12 protein-coding genes and 1 pseudogene are annotated in these 18,710 nt (G+C 55.3%); 6 read left to right on the top strand and 7 right to left on the bottom strand.

Annotation, left to right across the window (positions count from 1 at the left end):
- Positions 1–15 precede the first annotated feature (15 nt).
- Positions 16–2,547 carry a TonB-dependent receptor gene (locus tag ABY734_RS02835; RefSeq protein ID WP_372777459.1) on the bottom strand — a complete coding sequence of 844 codons (2,532 nt, stop codon included), beginning with the start codon at positions 2,545–2,547 and terminating at the stop codon, positions 16–18.
- A gap of 186 nt (positions 2,548–2,733) precedes the next feature.
- Here ABY734_RS02835 and ABY734_RS02830 point away from each other — a divergent pair, with 186 nt between their 5' ends.
- From ABY734_RS02830 to ABY734_RS02820, 3 genes are all read left to right on the top strand, one after another.
- Positions 2,734–3,318 carry a hypothetical protein gene (locus tag ABY734_RS02830; RefSeq protein ID WP_372777458.1) on the top strand — a complete coding sequence of 195 codons (585 nt, stop codon included), beginning with the start codon at positions 2,734–2,736 and terminating at the stop codon, positions 3,316–3,318.
- 157 nt (positions 3,319–3,475) lie between these two features.
- Complete coding sequence (locus ABY734_RS02825; RefSeq protein WP_372777457.1) at positions 3,476–3,967, top strand: response regulator; 492 nt, start codon at positions 3,476–3,478, stop codon at positions 3,965–3,967.
- Between the two features lie 191 nt (positions 3,968–4,158).
- A complete protein-coding gene (locus ABY734_RS02820) occupies positions 4,159–4,800 on the top strand; it encodes a TetR/AcrR family transcriptional regulator (protein WP_372777456.1) in 642 nt (213 codons plus the stop codon).
- On the opposite strand, the gene ABY734_RS02815 is transcribed toward ABY734_RS02820, so the two are convergent.
- Positions 4,797–5,132, bottom strand: a complete 336-nt coding sequence (locus ABY734_RS02815) for a TfoX/Sxy family protein (protein ID WP_372777836.1) — start codon at positions 5,130–5,132, stop codon at positions 4,797–4,799. The genes ABY734_RS02820 and ABY734_RS02815 overlap by 4 nt on opposite strands.
- Before the next feature lie 53 nt (positions 5,133–5,185).
- Positions 5,186–6,049 (bottom strand): LLM class F420-dependent oxidoreductase, encoded by an 864-nt coding sequence (locus ABY734_RS02810; RefSeq protein ID WP_372777455.1) that lies wholly within the window; start codon positions 6,047–6,049, stop codon positions 5,186–5,188.
- A gap of 109 nt (positions 6,050–6,158) precedes the next feature.
- On the opposite strand from ABY734_RS02810, the gene ABY734_RS02805 reads away from it, so the two are divergent.
- Positions 6,159–6,593: a PaaI family thioesterase gene (locus tag ABY734_RS02805; RefSeq protein WP_372777454.1), complete on the top strand. Its 435-nt coding sequence runs from the start codon at positions 6,159–6,161 to the stop codon at positions 6,591–6,593.
- 171 nt (positions 6,594–6,764) lie between these two features.
- The gene (locus ABY734_RS02800) at positions 6,765–13,820 is read left to right on the top strand and encodes a CocE/NonD family hydrolase (RefSeq protein WP_372777453.1); all 7,056 of its coding nucleotides are present in this window, start codon (positions 6,765–6,767) and stop codon (positions 13,818–13,820) included.
- A 4-nt stretch (positions 13,821–13,824) separates the two neighbouring features.
- On the opposite strand, the gene ABY734_RS02795 is transcribed toward ABY734_RS02800, so the two are convergent.
- From ABY734_RS02795 to ABY734_RS02785, 3 genes are all read right to left on the bottom strand, one after another.
- Positions 13,825–16,047 (bottom strand): TcfC E-set like domain-containing protein, encoded by a 2,223-nt coding sequence (locus ABY734_RS02795; RefSeq protein WP_372777452.1) that lies wholly within the window; start codon positions 16,045–16,047, stop codon positions 13,825–13,827.
- A 103-nt stretch (positions 16,048–16,150) separates the two neighbouring features.
- Entirely contained in the window at positions 16,151–16,684 is a 534-nt protein-coding gene (locus ABY734_RS02790; protein WP_372777451.1) for a hypothetical protein, read from the bottom strand.
- Positions 16,685–16,812: 128 nt separating this feature from the next.
- Positions 16,813–17,364 carry a hypothetical protein gene (locus ABY734_RS02785; protein ID WP_372777450.1) on the bottom strand — a complete coding sequence of 184 codons (552 nt, stop codon included), beginning with the start codon at positions 17,362–17,364 and terminating at the stop codon, positions 16,813–16,815.
- A gap of 241 nt (positions 17,365–17,605) precedes the next feature.
- On the opposite strand from ABY734_RS02785, the gene ABY734_RS02780 reads away from it, so the two are divergent.
- A complete protein-coding gene (locus ABY734_RS02780; protein ID WP_372777449.1) occupies positions 17,606–18,340 on the top strand; it encodes a molecular chaperone in 735 nt (244 codons plus the stop codon).
- On the opposite strand, the pseudogene ABY734_RS02775 reads toward ABY734_RS02780, so the two are convergent.
- Positions 18,337–18,710, bottom strand: a pseudogene (locus ABY734_RS02775) (patatin-like phospholipase family protein); the annotation flags it as partial. The gene ABY734_RS02780 and the pseudogene ABY734_RS02775 sit on opposite strands and share 4 nt — an antisense overlap.

Below are 18,710 nucleotides of genomic sequence, written 5' to 3'. Positions count from 1 at the left end.
CCGGCTTGCGCGGAATTAAAACCGATAGCTGAATTCCAGCCCGGCCTGTCGGGGCGTTCCCGGCACTCTGTTGGCTACGCCGATAACGCTGGTGACCGCTATACCACCGACAAAGTAAGGCTCATCTTTTACGTTATCAACAAAGGCAGTTACCGATAGCTGGTCATTTACCTCCCAGGCCAGGCGGGCATTAAACAATTCATACTGACTGATAATCGAACTTTCGTAGTCACCACTCAGGTAATCGGTGCCGATAAATATACGGTCAGAGTAGTAGTACTGAAGCTGGGGTGAGATCACACCGAAATCGGAATACCAGTCATAGCGCAGCACCATACCGCGTACGTTTTGCGGCACCTGCGGGAAGGGCTCGCCGCTGCGATCGACAATGGCAAAACCATTGGCGGTGTTGGTACCCAGGCTGTATTCAATCAGATCGCCGTCGGTGTAGCCGGCGTTGGCATTAATCGTGAAATCACCGATCAAGGCGGTAAGTTCCAGTTCAAAGCCGTCGACAACTGCCTCACCGGCGTTACCGGTAAATTGAATCACCTCCGTTGCCGTAGCTCCGCGCTCATAGAGCGCCACTTGCAGATCCGTGTAATCCATCTGGAAAACGGCAACGTTAAACCGCACCCGGGAATCCAGCGCATCCAGTTTGAAGCCTATCTCCTTATTGGTCACCAGCTCCGGTTCAAACTGCTGGATATTGGCGGAGGTCTGGGTATTACGGATATCCAGGCCACCGGATTTAAAGCCCTTTGAGACAGTGGCATAGGCAATAAAGCTGTCGAGATTCAGGGCTTCAAGCGTATCGTCGGTTGCGAGATAGGTAAGGGTCAGGTTCGGCGTTACCTCAGAGAAAGACGTATCGCCTACAAGAGGGTCTGCGAATACCAGCGGCACCTGCGGCGCCTGATAGGCAAAATACTGCTGCAAGGACACTGGCGAATATATACCGTCCTGATAGTGAACAACTGGCTGCACGATGGCTGGGTTACTGCCGATTTGAGCATTCAAGCGATTCGCATATTCCTGATAGTCCGGCGTAATCTGGGTGTGTTCACTACGGCGATCTTCTTCTGTGTAGCGAACGCCGAGTGTCATCTGAAACCAGCTGGCGATATCCCAGCTCGCCTGCGCAAAAATCGCCTTGGTCTTATTCTCGTAGTTGGCATTCTGCGCAGCATTGGCCTGTACCGGCAGCACGCCATTGTTTGGCAAAGGAACACCCAGCTCTACCGCTGCATCCGGACCAACGGCCACAAGACCATTGTCACCGACGTCGGTCCCGTCCAAAGTGTCATCCAGTGTCTCGCTGGCAAAAAAAGCACCGAAGGTGTAATTAAGGGTTTCATCCCAGGCGCTGCCGTTAAATTTCAGTTCCTGAGTGAATTGGGTGCGCTGCTGGTCCGGCGAATTGAGCCCTGCACCGTCAAAAACCTGACGACCTGCATCCGGTCCAACCGCCACGATATGAATAGCAGTACCATCTGAATCACCGCTGATGGCGATATTGTCCTGCAAGGCATAGCTGCTGATGCTCTCTACGTCCATGCCCCACATCGGCCAGCGCAGGGTAAGCGCTGCCATATGGTTATCTACGGCGTAGCGCGCATCCTCATCGTTCTGAGCAACTTCGAAATTGCCGGCTAGCGCCGCACTCCTGTCACAGGCTTCTTTTAAGTTGGAACCGTTAGGGTCACGATAAATACCCTTGGTGAGAATGGCGCCACTGTTCTGAAATTTACAGTTGTAGGGTGAACCCCGCTCATCAATCCTGCTGAGAAAGCCAAAGAGATCCACTTCCAGAGTCTCTGTGGCATACCACAGCATCCGACCGGACATGGCGATCCGATCCTGATCAAACAGGGCATTGCCTGCATTGACGTTGTCGATCGACCCGTCGCTGCGCTTTGAGTTCACTGCAAGCCTGAGCGCGAGATCATCGGTCAGCGGCAGATTTGAGCTGAGCTTGGCATCCTTGCGACCGTCAGTGCCGACGGTAACCTTGGCGGCCATTTCAAACTCATCCGAGTGGGGCTTCTTGGAATCCACCAGAATGGCACCACCAATATTGTTCTTGCCGAACAGCGTGCCCTGAGGTCCGCGCAGCACCTGAATATTCTCGACATCAACGGCGTCCAACAACTGGGCATCCGAACGCGGTACGTAGACCCCATTCAGGTACATCCCCACACCGGGGTCGAGTACCGGATTGCCACTGCGCTGACCAATGCCGCGTATGAAGATCGCCGGGGCTTTGTAGTTGGTCTGCGAAAACTGCAAACTGGGTGCCAGGGTTTCAACATCTTCTATGTCGCTGATGCCGAGCCGATCGAGGGTATCCGCTCCCACCGCCGAGACCGCAATCGGGGTGTCCTGCAGGTTTTCAGCGCGCCGGCGGGCGGTGACCACAACCTCCTCCAGCATTCCCCGCCCTTCCGATTGGGCCGCCACCGGGGCGCTCAGGGAACCAAGACCGATCAGGGCTGGCACGACAGACAGTAAGGGGAAAAGCCCCCGAGAGAGCGTTGTTTGCGGCATAAAATTCTCGTTATTTGTTAACCATGAACACATTATCCCGAAAACTGACGGCCAAACCAAACTTTGAACCCGTTTGCAGCCAAGTTGCCGCTACGGTGACTGCCCTTTGCTTCAGCGGTTTTATCTCCAGTTGGCCCAAATTTACGGGAACCTGGCAATTTTGGTCATAGCAGCCAAGCCTCACACATGGTTAAATTTCGACCACATATCGAACAACCTTTAACCTCTCCCAGCCGTATGATTCTAGACAACCTGCTGCCAGCCGCCGAACTCTACTCTCTTGAGTCCGACCGGGTCATTCCATTGACCACCGGTCGCGACCTGCGCCTTGCGCTCAAGCGTTACCGAATTCCCGCCTCCGTAATGGCTATGATCGCCAGCCTCTCGGACCGGGAACTTGAGCACGCTCTTGGCCAACGTAGGCTCTCGGGCACCATGTTCGTCTGGTACCAGTGTATGCGCCGCTACGAACACTGGTTGACCAAGACCATCGAGGCCGATACGCGCCAGTACGGTGAATCCGTATTGCCGCGATTCCTGTCCGACCGCCATATGGCGATGTACGCCCCTGAAGCCTGGGCAATATTGCCTTCCGCCAGAATCGCCAGCAGCATCTGCGACTGGGTCAGCGAACACATTCAAGGCACCGACAACTGCCGGGTGAAGATCTACGATTTCAATCAGCTGCGCTACGACCGCTGGCTCGACGAGCATGCATTGCGCCACGACTCGGATGTACTCGACTTCTGGTTTGCAAAGCAATATTCCTGAAGGCTGTTGTGCTATCTGAAAAACAGCGTTTACATTGACCGCCTTCCGCGAAAAATGTGACTTTTCACGGGGCTTTAAGTACATCTACGTAAATTAATCTGCGGCGCGTTCTGCTTCAATGGTGGCTTATAAAGAAGCACCTTGGAGGCTGGTTTTCGTGAGTGCTGTAGAGCGTAAGAAGTTTAATGTTCTTATCGCTGATGACAATCAAAGTGACCTATTCATCATCACTCGTGGACTGGCCCAATTTGACGCCCAGTGTAACGTCTTCGATGTGCGGGATGGGGAAAGTCTGCTGACGGCGCTGGGTATCGATCCTGTATCCGGGCGACCAGTCGCACCCAACCCCATAATCCCCCGTCCCGACCTTATTCTCATCGATCTCTTCATGCCGAAACTGTACGGACTGCAGGCCTTGAAGATCATCAAACGGGATCGGCGTTATCAGCGTACTCCGTGCCTTCTCATGTCCCACAGTCTGTCTGACCACGACCGGCGACAGGCAGGCGTGATTGGTGCGTATGGCATACTGCACAAAACTGACAATCCGAGCGACTTTCGGGAGGCCATTCGCGACCTTGAATCCGTGCTTGATGGCGGAGCCGCGTCCAGACAAACCACTCCCGGAGACTCCCGCCTGCTCCAGTGAAGCCCTCAGGTCAGAACGGCAGGTTTAGCTCTGACATAGCATCTCATGCTGTGCCGATACAGTTATCGGCTACAGGTTATGTGTGCGGCACTAATAGTCCGCCTTCCCGTATCTGGAATTGCCTAAAGCAGCGCGCTTGTTAGGCCTGTGATTTTCCGCTAACGTTCAGCAACACTGCTATTGAAGTTGCCATGAACAACACGCCACCCCAGCAACCCAATGACACCCGCGGTCGAATACTGCAGGCTGCTCGCAAGCAATTTGCTCGCAATGGCTATGCGGGTACCAGACTCGACGATATTGCCGTTGACGTCGGTATCCGGCGACCGTCCCTGTTTCATCACTTCAAGGATAAATCAACGCTCTACCAGGCGGTATGGCAACAGGCCATGGAAGAGCAGGATCGCCAGCTGACGCCTTATTTCGAGCAACCCGGCACTCACCCGATAGAACTGCTCCACCTCGCGACCGATGCATGGGTAGACTACGCATTCGCCAACCCTGATTTTATCTACCTTTCCCTTTACGCCGTCGCTTCAGGCCAAAGCGAAGAGATTCCGCCTGAAACCGCAATTCAGACCATTGATCGCTGGCAGAAACTGATTGACCGAGGCATTAAGGAAGGCGTCTTTAATCCTGTGCCGCTGGTGGATTGCATGTCGCTGATTGCCGGTATGACCAGCTTTTATCTCACCACGCCAAACAACAATGTGCCGCAACTAGTTGGCTCATATACCGGCGATAGAGTGCTGTTCGCTAACCGACTGAAGCTCCTGTTGTCCACCCTGCTGGTGAAACCCCAGGGCGACAACGTGCTCCCCTTCAGGCGCTAACGGGCCTGTGAGCCAGTGAGTTTTCTGTTGCGCATCGCCGCAGCCAGCGCTGCTCCTGCCCAGCTCAGCGCAACCTCGGAATCTTCCAGACATTCCGCCGGTGCTTCCGCGTAGGACAGAGCAATCGTTTTGCCTTGCCGCTGATAAGTAAAACGCGGCAAATCCGCCGCCTCATAATGCGGCCAGTTGATCGAGTCGACTTTCAGATACAGCACATCGTCGGCAACCAGGCCAAACATCAATCCATCGATAAACAAGCCGTGGCCACCGAACATCCGGCGCGCCGTGACCGGGCCCATCGGCTCCAAAGCGTCGCAAATCAGCTCCAGCATTTCAGACACAGTCGGCACTCCGTTCTTTCAAGAGTTACGAGCTATAAGCTCCATCAAGCTGCAATCAAGCGTTTGGCAAAATCATCCATATACCGCTTCTTGTCGTCCAGCGTCGACCCCGGGCCAATACCAAACAGGAATGGATAGTTTACCGTGCCTGTGACTCCGAGCGCTTCCAGCCTCGCAACAACGTTCGGCGCAAGTGCTTCTGTCAGTGGCGCGATAACAGAAAAGGGCTGTTCTGCGCATACAGACTGCGCCCGCATCGCCTGCAGCTCGGGTAGAAATTGCTCCAACTCGGCCAGTGTATTGCCCGGCCCATACCAACCATCACACTGATCCACAGCCCGCCGTAGGGCCGCAGGTGAATGACCACCGCCAATCAAAGGCACATTGCCGTCGGGAATCGGACGAATCTTCACCCGCTCCATATCAAAGAACTCGCCCTTATAACTGACTTCCTTGCCGCACCAAAGCTGGCGCATCACGGCGATCATCTCATCAGTTCGACGCCCGCGACGACTGAAGTCGACACCTAGCTGATCAAATTCCTCTTTGAGCCATCCTGCGCCAAAACCCAACGCGAAACGGTTGCCACTGAGTTTGCATAAGGTAGCAACGTTTTTCGCCACTTCGATTGGGTGACGCAGCGGCAGCACATAAATACCCGTCATGAATTGCAGTGTTTTGGTTACTGCCGCAGCCGCCGCAAAACTGATCAAAGGGTCAGGAAATTCCATATCCGGATTCTGCGGCGAGACTCCATCCGAGGAGTAGTAGTAACGCGAACGTGTACTCGCCGGATAATAGATATGCTCCGCCAGAATGAGCCCCTTAAAGCCAAGCTGCTCGGCGTGCACGGCTATATCCGGTATCTGCTCGGTTTCGCACCAACTGACAACCTGCCAAAAATCCATATTTACGTCTCCCTGTTTTTCTAGACTGTAGCGACGGAGCGATATCTGGCACCATCCACCACACGGAGGATCGCCCGTTTGGCGTAGACATTATTATCAAGGAGACACTATGAGCCAGATTGTGGCCGCAGACTTTAATATACCCACAGATTACCGCCATTGGGCCGGCGATAAGGCCGAAGACAATATCGGGCCCTTTTTCTGCCGCAACATGGCGCCGGACTCGGACACCGCCCTGCGGCTGACCGAAAAGCATTGCAACCTGTTCGGCATCACCCACGGCGGCGTGCTGATGGCCTTTGCCGACTACACCCTCTGCCTGGCCGCACTGGAAAACGAGCAGCAGGGCTGTCTGACCGTTACCTGTGACAACCAGTTTATCGGCTCCGCCAAGGCCGGAGAACTTCTGGTGGGGCGCGGCGAGCTGATCCGACGCACACGCAAACTGGCATTTGTCAGAGCGACCCTTCAGGTAGATGACCGCATTGTGCTCTCATCTACCGCCACCCTGAAGATGCTGGAACAGCAACCACCAGGCACCTGAGAAGGTGCCTCCGCCCTCGCCAGAGGCGCATTAACAGATTGAAATTGCACCCCCTCACTGCTGGTGTAGAATGCTAGCACTGTCAACTCTGAACGTATCTGTACGCCATTTGCAGTGATCAGACGCGACCTTGCAAAAATAAACCATAATAATGCAGTTCAAGAGGCAAGCATGAAGCGATTCTTTAGTCATCTAGGGATTCTGGGTCTATCTATTTCACTCGCAGCTTGTGGCGGTGGCAGCTCCAGCAGTGGTGGTGGCGTCAGCAGCGGCGGCAGTTCCAGCACCAACTCCGGTCAATTTGTTGACGGTCCGGTAAAAGGCCTCAGTTACAGACGACCCAACAATGATGAAGTCTTTCAGACTTCGGCTATCGGCTCCTTCAGCTACCTCGACGGCGAGACCCTGACTTTTTTTCTGGGAAGCATCACCCTCGGTGAGGTAACTCCCAGCACTGATTTTATTACTCCCAATGACTTCGGCAACGCCGCTATTGGCATTGCCCGCTTACTACAGACCCTCGATACCGACAGCAACCCGGCAAATGGTATCCAGCTAAGTGAGAGCGTACGGGCTGCTGCAGAAAATTTCTCCGGTGCCGTAGATTTCACCAATCTCAACGGAGATCTTGCTGATTTTGCGCGTACCGCCAACGGAGGTGCCGCCCGAGAGCTTGTCAGCCAAAGCGATGCTAGAGCACATCTAGACTCTACTCTTGCGGATATACGCGACGGCCGTATCGATTACGACGGCGGCGTAGACAGCGACGATGACGGCGTTAACGACGCGATCGATAAGTGCCCCGCGACAGCCGGCAACGAAAACTTTGCCGGCTGCCCGGACAGTGACACCCTGGCCGCCGACGATGATGGCGACGGCATCGCCAACGGTACGGACAACTGCCCCGCAACAGCCAATGAAGACCAGCTCGACACAGACGGCGACTCACGCGGTGACGCCTGTGACCTCGATGATGACAACGACGGCCTGTTGGACGAAGCCGAAGTGGCCAAGGGAACAGACCCAACACTGCCCGACACAGACTTTGACGGCATCGGCGACGGTGATGACAACTGCCCTCTTGCAGCAAACGAAGATCAGCTTGATTCCGACCGCGACGGCGACGGGAATGTCTGCGACGAGGACGACGATAACGACGGCGTCAGGGACGAAGAAGATGCCTTTCCCCTCGACCCCTCGGAAGATACCGACACGGACGGTGACGGCGTCGGCAACAATGCCGATGAAGACGACGATAACGACGGCGTTAACGATGATGAAGATGCATTCCCGGACGATGACTCAGAAACCACCGATACCGACGGCGACGGCATCGGCAACAACGCCGACCCAGACGATGACGGCGATGGTGTAGATGATGGTGACGACGCCTTCCCGCTCGACCCCAATGAGAGCAGTGATAGCGATGGTGACGGCGTCGGCGATAACGGAGATCAATGCACCGACACCCCGCAAAATGAATCCAGCAATGCGCGCGGCTGTAGCGTGTCGCAATCCCAACACGCCTCCTGTGTCGGCGGTTTCAACCTCGACGGTGGACGCAGTTATCAGGTCACGCTGACTTCCAGCAGCGACGAGACCATCAGCTTCCAAGTGTTGGAGCCGACTACCTTTGACTGCGCCAATGCCGCCAAGGGGGCCCATCCCCTAGTGCTGCATGGCCACGGATTCGGTGGCAGCCGTAACCAGGACGGCTTTGATGATCTAAGAGCGGCTGGCTACACCATTATCAGCATTGACCAGCGCGGCTTTGGCGACAGCAGCGGCACCGTGCGCGTGATGGACCCGGACTTCGAAGGCCTGGATCTGATCCAGATTCTCGACTGGGCCGAGGAGCATCTCGAATACCTGGCCTGGCGCAACGAGGGTAATCAACAATTTATTGCTCAACCGCGCAAAAGATCTAGCGTTAGAGGTGGCAACAATCTGGTGGTCGGCGCCATGGGCAGCAGCTACGGCGGTGGCTACCAGCTCCTGCTACACGCCGTGGACGAAAAGAATCGACTGGATGCGCTGGTACCGGATATTACCTGGCACGACCTGCGCTACAGCCTCAACCCCGGCGATACCCTGAAAACCGCTTGGGATCTGCTGTTGGTTGCCGGCGGCGAAGCCGGCAGCTACCGCCCTGGCCTACAGAATCAAGAATCCCCTCTGGCGCGTGGTCTTGACCTCTATATCAAAGAAACCCTTGTCAGAGGCGCCTCCACCAACGAATTTCCGCGCAATGCGCTGGAATGGTTCCGCTACCACAGCCCGACTTACTGGTGTGGTCTGAACGGTGAAGCCACCCGCCCCTATTCGGGCGGCGAGAGCGCCATAAACAATAACCTCAACCCGGATACCCCGCCCGGCAGCAACACCCGCAGCGGCCAAGCACCGGTCGATGTGCTGTTAACCCAAGGCTTCCGCGACACCCTCTTTAACTTTAACGACGCCTGGTGGAACTACCAGTGTCTGCGTGATCGGGGCGGCGATGTTCGCTTAATGACGCATCAGTCAGGCCATATACTGCAGGGCTTTGTCCCTGCGCCCGGCCCCTTTAAATTCCAGGAAGAAGGCGGCAACGGCAATTGCGGCGCCATTAATCGCAACGAGGCCACCAAAGCCTGGTTTGACGAGAAACTCAAAGGACGGCCACCGAGTGACCTATTGGCCAATACCCAAGACCAGCTCTGCATTTCACTGGATGACGACGATGCAGTGCTGATACCACAGGGCACCCTACTGGCCACCCGTACCGATACCACCGGTATCGGTAGCAAGGCGTTTACTGTCGACAATATTCAGCTGTCCAATGTTCCAAACGGCGCCCTGGCCCAGCAGCTCTACAACGCCGGACAGACATTTTCCGTTTTCCCGCTGGTGCAAGTCACCTCCGATAACGGCGCCATACTCGCCGGCATTCCACTGGCACAATTGACGGTAAGCACACCGCAAACCGTCAACGACACGGCCTGTGCCATGGGCAGCGTGCCAGGTATACGCGTTGGCTGCGACAGCATCAGTTTTGTCGGACTGGGTGTAAAACGGGCCGACAGTGATAGCTGGCAACTGATCGATGACCAGATCATGCCTGTACGCGGCATCCGTCACCACGACAATATTGAGATGGTGGGTGTTGCAGAGCGCCTGAATCCGGGTGATGAAATTGCTTTGTTGGTTTACGGCTACCACCCCCAATACCTGGCCTCATTCTCCCGCGACCCATCCATTCAAGCGGTCAACCTTGCGGGCTCCATCGACCTGCCTCTTTACGCGAGCGATGACGACGGCCAACCGATAACCAGTGAGTCGGCCCACGGCGCCGTGTCACTCTCGGTGGCCGACAGCGGCGGCAGTTGCACCGATCTCGATGGCATGACCGATCCCGCGTGTGCCGTGTCAGGCACCGCGGCAAGCCTGGCTCGCACCTTCTGCGACTATCAATGGCAATCCGACTTTTGCCAGCAGTTTGCCTTTGAAAGCCCGGGTTACGACGCCGGCTTCAGCGACGGCCCACTGACCTTAAAAGTGGGCGCCGTGCACGAACACAGCGGCTACTCCGATGGTGATCCCAATACCCGTCCGCTGGATTATTTTCTCGCGGGCCGAACCGGCCAGAACACCAGCGACGATGGCAGCGGCAACAGCGGCGTTATCCTCGACTTCATGTGGTCGTCAGAGCACACAGACAACGAAAAACTACCGATTACCACCGCAGCAGTTTGCGCTCCCTTTGCCGATCCGCTGGAAGACAGCAACGATGCACAGTCACCTGAGCCGCTGTTGAACTGGCTTGCGGATGGTGGCGCGACCAATCTCGTAACAGCCCTCGACTGCGCCAATATCGATCAGAACGATCATTATTTTAAATGGCAGGCCACCCTCGAACAGGCGATGGCAGCCACCGAGCGCGATGAAGAAGGCAACTACACCGGCTTCACCGCACTGCGCGGTTTCGAGTGGACCAACGACTTCTATAACCACCTGAACGTCTACGGCTCAACCCACGTGGTGAACGCCAAGGTTGATGGCAGTTACGCAGACCTCGAACAGATGTGGGAGTGGCTGCGCACCCCCGTCAGCGAGGGCGGCGGTGCCGATGCTCTGGTCACCTTCAACCATCCAGGCCGTAACCCTACCGCCACACCCTTTGACAACAACAACCCGGCTCTTGCTATAGCCGTAACAGCCGACTGGAATGATCTCGCCTTTGTAGACGAGAAGATTGATGCCCGCGTTATAGGCATGGAAATACGCGAAGGCGAGGACATCAGCTACTACATTAAGGCTCTTAACAACGGTTGGCATATTGGCGCCCTGGATGCGGAAGACGAGCACCAGCGCGAATGGGCCAACACGATCGATGGCAAAACCCTGATACTCACTCGAGGCCGCAAGCCTCAGGATTACTATCACGCTCTAGCCAACCGACGCACCATAGCCGTTAGCGGCGATGCTATCAGTGGCGAACCGGGGCAGCCGGCAATTGCACCTAGCCTGCTCTACTGGGCCGACGGCGACAGCATCGAGACGGGCAAACCTCTGGGGGCAATCGTCAATTCTTCTGGCAGCGAACATACCCTGTACGTCGAAGCCACCGGGCTACCCGAAGGCGCCGAAGTTAGGCTGGTCAACAAATCAGATACCCCAATTAATCTGGGACAGGTCTCAGCCGATGGTTCCTTCAGCGGCCAGCATACCGTTAACGGGCCTGCTCTTGGCGAAGACTGGTACTTCGTTGCGATCTGTCCAAGCGGAGAGGGCCAATGCGGGGAGTATCTTCCCCCCGAAGAGAACAAGCAAAAACTACTGATGGTAAGCGCACCCATCTGGTTTACCAGAGCCGACGAAACAGCCTACCAACCAGACTATGGCAGCGGCATCACGGGCATGCTTGCAGAGTTTGGCAGTGATATGAATCAGGTCTTGACTCATATGCTGTCAGGCAATGGAGAAGAAGCCCGGAGCGCCTTCGCCAGTGCCTTTGCCAATCTTGGAACAAACCTGACGTCACTGGGTGCGAATGACCCTTCAGATATTCCTGCACTGGTGGGGCTACACACGCCACCGGATGCCGTCGCGACAGAACTGCACACGGCTGATCGCGAAGTTGAGCCAATCATCCTGACCGGCGATAAACTGCCGCAATGGAGTGCTCCCAGTGCCTATGGTTACCCTGAACCTTACCCCTCAGGTGCAGACACAAAACAATGTCCCAGCCAATTGGGGGCAGCCTGCCCCGGCTTTACCGCCACCGTGGGCCAAATCCCGGGCGGCAGCGATATTCGCAATGCGCACAATGGCACAATGCTCCATCCGCACCAATGGAAACCGGGAATGAAACCCATACAGGGTGGAGGTAAGCCGATTAACCAGATTGTTGGCTGGAGCTTCGATAACGGCGAATGGCGCGAAATTCCGGTGCAGGTGGATGAGCGCATGCCCTACTTCCTTGCCAATGCCAATTCCACCTTTTCCGTATATTCCGGCACAGACGAAGAGCTAACCTATGTTTGGCACAGTAATGACGACCCTGATAGCTACTTTGGTGAAGAAGTCTGGGGAATGACCAAAGGAACCTGTGAGCGCGCCTATGATCCAAACGGCTGGGACAATTTGGGCTACGAGCCTCAATCAGAGGAAGAACGCCGTAATCGCGGCCTGACCGGCCCGGTCCCCGACCCGATTGCCGGGCTCGACAACGATGACGAAATTGTCTTTATGGCCTCCGATGCAGGCCAGCAAAAAGACAGCAGCCTGCCCCCAAATATCAGCGACCTGCAGGAAGTACGCATCGTCGACCCGCTTGATCCGTCCAGCGTAAAGTACGTCTATCTGGGCTTGCGCAGCACTGGGCCGACTCCGCTCGAACCCTATATTTCCTATGTTCGCGACCCTGATGCAAAGCAGTGGATCGACCGGAGTTTCTTTACTTCTGATGATCCCGAAAAACTCGGCTCTAGCAATGACAACTACGGTCCTAACCTCGGGGGCACCATCTGCCGCAATTTTGACCCTCTGACCAACAGTGGAACGCCTGAAAAGTCTGTTGCGGAAGGGCTCGATCGCGATAATGACGGAATTGGCGACGGCGACCGCTTTACCCGCGACGGTGTCACCGTCACCACTGAGAACTACCAGTGGTACGCCAGCGGTCGCTGGATGGTGCGCAGCCTGAAAATCAGAAAACCGGGCGAATCCGCAGCTGACGAAAGCTACTGGGAGAACCGTCCGGATCTGATCGACCGATGGAAAGGTCGTGCCTTCCAGCAAAGCCCGGACTCAACGGTCTCCGTGGTTGGTTTTGAAGACGAACAGGTGAACTGGGAAGCCAACGCCGCCCTGCTGGGTGAACGTTGCGGACCGGTGCGCTGCATCCGTGAGACATGGGGCGCCGACTCGGGCACCAACGTAACCAAAACCGAGACCTTCTACCGCGACGCCATTACCTACCGCTATCGGGTGCGGGTACACCCGATTCCACCTGACGGTCTTTACACGTCCTGGGATTACAATCGCAGCGCGATGCTTCCTGAGCCTGGAGAAGCCGCCGAACCCGGACGCTACTACACAGCCTTGCGCCCGCAGGGTGTGCCTATTGACGGTCAGAACGACGACATCGGGCAAATGGATACGGTGCCGGCCATCGGCAATTTCTGCTTCACCGACGATGGGCCCCGAGCCTATCCGAGCGGCCGCTGCCCCGTATTCTTCGATACTGCCGACCCAACTTTCAACCTGCCGCTGGCGTTCGACAACTGGGAACAGGTATCCGGCAAAGGCGACAGCGGCTCGCTGGTCTACAGCTTTGAGTTGAAGGGAGCCACGTCGCTAATGACACCTGTGGTTGTGCCCTACTACCGAGACGACGCCTGTCTCGACGATGGCACCGGTGACGACCCGGTTCGCCGCCCTTACCCCGGGGATCGCTCCGATTCAGCGAAGGTGGTGCATGCCTACGACGCTATGGCAGCTGACGGCGAGGCCAACTGCCAGGACGGCGAAAAACAGGGAGCCTACGGCGCACACGGCATTCACTACTTCTTCACCGGGGATGTGGATAATGCCTTTGTGCTGGGCAAACCGATCAATGAAATTGACGGCCAGCAGTGGCAGTTCATTGTACCTACAGATAAGCCCAAAAATGTGGGCACTCCGTATGCCAATATTGTCAGAGCGCCTCTGCAAACAATAGTGGCGCCTGTATCACCCGAAAATTAAAGGGTTAACAATCGATCTCACCCAGATCAAGAACGCCCTGCGAGTTGGCCTCAATCTCGACGACCAACTCGCAGTGCACTTCGCCGTCTACCTCTACCCGTATTCGCGGAGTATCACTCGCCACGTCGACTGCAAAAAAGCCACCATTCTCAATACGATCGCGGCCACGACTGGTGACCACTGTAATCCTTTTACCTTTCGCGTGATCGTGCGCCCTCACCTGTCCAAACACCGACACCGTCTGCACACCAATCCATTCCAGCACCGGCACATGCCCTGGATAAAGCACCACCTCTTCTACTCGGCCTGAATAGTCCAGCAGGCTTCCGCTTTTTGACAGCACTGCAATGCGGTAAACCTCATAAGGTTGTAAAGGTATAAACTGCACGGAACCAGACTCCACAGAAATATGTCGGCCCTCATTGATAGTGATCACCGCGGGAGAACGGTGTGTAGCCGGCAGTGAAACCAGCACCCCTGATCGCACGCCGCTGCCTCCAAATACCTGAACTCCCTGCGACGTTGCATTCAGCGAGGTGTTTAAACTCCCCGAGTACACCTTTGTGCTGCTGTCTGAATTCAACAGGCTGACTGACGATACGTGGCGAAAGCGACTGTGGTCGACTTCGATGTCTCCCTCCATATAATTATCATCGTCCCGCTGTTCCACCAGTGCAGAGTAGGTTACTCGCTCAAGTGCACCGCGCCTTGCCGCTTCACCGTCGATACCAATCGCTGTTCGCACGCGCTCGTCACCGAAATTCCGCCAACCACTGCGAACCCAGTAGGAACGGCGATCACGAAACAGACGAAATGAAAGATCAAAGGTCGCAGAAAAGTGTGCCACTTCGTCATAGTTTAGTGTGCCGGACAATTGCAGTGAGCTACTTCCAAAGTTTGGCGAATACCCTGCCGACAAGGACGTTACCAAACCATGATTGGTGTCGGTTTCCAGATAGCGGGCATTGGCCCGAAATGACCAGGGTGCCCGGTAAAAAGTATAGCGCGCGCCGACTTCTTCGCTGTCGACGCTGAACCGTCGCAAACGGATAAGCTCGTTTGAACGCCCGGCATGCCCCTTAAACCAATCCAGACCAACAGAACCTTTCTGCGTGTACAAGGAAGCAGACAGCACCGATGCCCGGTAGCCATCATCGGCCTGCTGCACGCTTGCCACGCCGATAAAATCCCGCCAGATCCAGCGATAGGAAGCCTGCAAGGCCTGCCACGGATGGGTAGCCAGCAGCATCAGGTCGACGTAGCTGGGATCGTTCAGGCGGTAGCCATAACCAAGCCTTGCAAACTCGGAGTTATTGACGCGTTCAAACTTCGAAGGATTTGCCAACATACCCACGTCCGCACTGATATGGTTTTCTCCAACAGGCGGAAGCGTGGTCGACTTGGTAAAAAAACGACGCTCTTCCTGGATCACCACACCGTCAACAACCACACGAATATCGATATCGTAAGCGCCATTCGGCAGGTCCGAGACATCCAGACGGTGGTTGCCCGAGGGGTAGTTGCGGGTACTGAGCAGCCGGCCATCGCGATAGATATCGATTCGGCCCCGCTGGGGCAGAAAGTAGTCAAATTGCGTCGCGCCATTCTGGTCGAGGTCTAGCCGCAGATCTGTAGTGGTATGGATGCCACCACCATAAATCATCGCGCCGGGCATTAAGCGGTTGCCCGGCAACTCATAGCGCCCAAGCATAAAACGATCACGCCGGGAATCGGCTGAGAAAAACACCTCCCTGGCATAGTAATCTTCCCCATCCGATACACCGAGCTGCGCGATAACGCGACGATCACCAAAACTGGCCACCTGGTCGAGAGCAAGATTGTATGAGTTCGCAGAACCGTTCAAGTCACTGTCGGAATACAGGTAAACAGAGCGAAAATCCGCCAAATAGGACAATCCGCCTGTATAAGGGGGTAGAAAATGATCGAATTCCGCCTCGTAGAGAGGCAAAACATCAGGTGACAGGTGAATAACAGCTGCAAACAGACCGGGGTCATACGTAACAATTACGTTGGTCTCTGTCCGGGCGAAACAATCACCGATCGTGGCCGAGTGACAATCTGATGGATTGGCAAACTCAATGGCACGATCAAAGTAGGCCTGCACACTTTGAGGCTTGGTGGTTTCCGGGAGCCGGGCCATAATCTCGCCGGAATCGGCAAATTCAATAACGCGCTCGTCGAAGTCCGCCAGAAAGGAATCCAGCAATCGCCCGTCATAGTAAACATCAACAAAGGCGGTTTCGAGGGCATTTAAAGGGGAGGAGATTAGCAGGGCGGAGAAAGCGAAGAATAAAGCTGACGGTAGCGGATTATTCCACCGCAATAAGCACTTCAAGCACGTCGCTGTAAGAACCCGCTTTTGCCTTTGACAAGTCTGCTTCAGCGACCGAGACCTTGATAAATGGCCGTGAGCTGGCGTCAGCAGTCGAAGAACAATCAATTGAACTCGCGCTGGTAGAGAGACCGGCGTAGGTTTGTCCCGATGACAAAGTCTGGTAACCGCTGCCATCATTCCAAAGCACATCGTAATCCAGCAGGCGACTTTTTGGGCCCAGCATGCCAAAGCGATTGCCGCCTTCGGTGGTTGTTGCGGTGAGGCTATAACCTCCCGTACTCGACCACACACACAGCTGCTGTTCCGCCTCCAGATCGCCCGCACCAGCCCAGTTACCTAAAGCAAAGGGTTGAACTTGAGTGACGCTGACCTTGGCTGGAACCGACGCGCTGACAGGAACCTTGACTGAATCGGAGCTGTCTTGAGCATGTGCACCCAGTGGTAACACAGAAACGCCCAAAACAAGTCCGAAGACCGCAAGGAACAATGTGCGTTCCAGAAAACGCATAATGAACACACCAAAACAGTTCTGTTAGCCCCATAAGACCAAGCCCGCCCAGCGAAGTCAAGGCGAAAAACATCTTCAAGCGGGGCTCGAAAACCCCACTTATTCTAGCTAACTAACTGAAAATAAGGTTATTCCGGCGCTACGACGACGGTGAGCTCGCCGGTGTAGTCCGCAGCGCGGGCGGCCTCCAGATCAGCTTCCGCCAGTGTAACCGCCAGGATCGCGTTTGTTCCGCCAGTAATATTGCTGCAGTTTTTGTTGATGGCGGTTGTTCCTTGCGCCGCCAAAGCCGAACCGTAAGTAATAATATCAGCGGGAGAGCTTTCATCAGCCCAGGAAACCGAGTACGGAAGGTCATTTTGGCCAGCAGCCGTCAAGTTAAATCCAGCCGCAGTGCTATTATCAGTGATAGTGACGTTATAAGCTTCGGTAGAAGACCAGACACAAAGCGCGTCCTGCCCGGATACATCCCCACCTGTCCAGCTAGCCAGCTGGCTATCGAGATCAATGGCAGTAGCGCCAGTAATCTGAACCTTGGCTGCAACCTGAGCGTTCACATCGACTTTAGCTTGAGAGCTGTTACCCCGGGTGCCATCTTGTGTTGCAGCAAAACCGGAAAGAGAAACCGCAGCGAACGCTGCAGGCAATACAACACGAGAAAAATGCTTCGACACACTCATATTCAACCCCTTTAAATTTTATGACACCGCATCATGCGGATTCATGTTTATTTAGAAGTTGAGTAATGTAGTGGCCGCCATTCATGACAGGGCTTACTCATAGACACCTGTCCCCTCTCCCGAAGGAGCGCGGAAAAAGTAACGGAAGTACGTCACAATGTCAACAGTCTGTGCAACAGTGGCATAACGCGCCACCTGTGCTAACGTTTAGCCTCCCAACCTAGAATAAAATTATTGCAGTATGCCTAAGCTGAAAACTCTGACGACCTGCCTGTTGTTCGCCTTTTCCCACTGTGTGTCGTCCGACATTCTGGTGGACAGGAGCGTTATCGACGTTGTCGCAGGAGAGACCCGGAGAAGCGATTTTCATATTTTAAATCAAGGAGATAGCCCATCAGACGTCAGAATAGACGTCTCTCGGGTAGTAAACCCAGGCCTGCCGGACGAAGAGCGTATATCTCCCGATAACCCTCGGGAGATGGGGCTGCTTGCAACCCCGCGCCAGTTTACCCTCGCACCCGGTGAGCGCAGAAAAGTCCGGCTGTCTTTTCTTCACCTGCCTGCAGACACGGACTCCATTTACCGGATCCGGGTAAAGCCCAATGCTGCACAAGGTGATCAGTCAGACCAGACGAGCATGATCAAAGTGGTCTTCCATTACGAGCTACTGGTGATCTATCGTCCGCCGGCGCCGATTTCCCGCTATGACGTCTCTACAAGCGAACAAAAGCTGACCTTTGAGCATGCGGGTAACAGCAACTTCCTGCTGTATGCCGGTCGACAATGTCCGGATCAGTCTGAGGAAAACTGCCAGCCCTTGCCCGCCAAACGACTTTATAAAGGCGCCAGCCACAGCTTTGAACTGGCTCCCGACACGCGCTACGTGCATTTTCTTTTCAAAGACTCTGACGAAGCGAAACTGCTGGAGTTTTGCGGCAAACCGTTGAAAAGCTGCACCATAAAAGCGAGCCGCTAAAGCGGCTCAATGTAGTCAGCCAGATCCTGCCTAACCAGCCGCTCGTCCAGAAAATCAGCCAGCTCCTGGCTGCGCCCCGCCACGGTGTACCAATCCCGAAAGCGCGCGGCATCGTCGGTGCGGTAGCGCTTGAAATCGCTTCGATCGGGAATTTTCCGGTTCGGGAGCGTCGCTATCCATTCATCGCTGGGGTGAATCACGAGCGTATTGTCCCCATGCTGAAAAGCCCGGGAGGCCCTGAACTTGTCCAGCCAGCCCGGCAGGAGCGTTTTGGAAAAATGCGGCATCAGCACCAGCCCATCCCGACTCAGGGGCAAATCCATGTGGTAGTCAATCATGCCCCCGTCCCGGTAGTAGCCGGGCTCATTGG

Origin of the sequence: Litorivivens sp. (genome assembly GCF_041624475.1) — a bacterium.
In the GTDB taxonomy this organism is placed as follows: domain Bacteria; phylum Pseudomonadota; class Gammaproteobacteria; order Pseudomonadales; family Spongiibacteraceae; genus Litorivivens.
The sequence above is the reverse complement of the archived record's forward strand: the minus strand, read 5'-3'. Positions and strand labels throughout refer to the sequence as shown.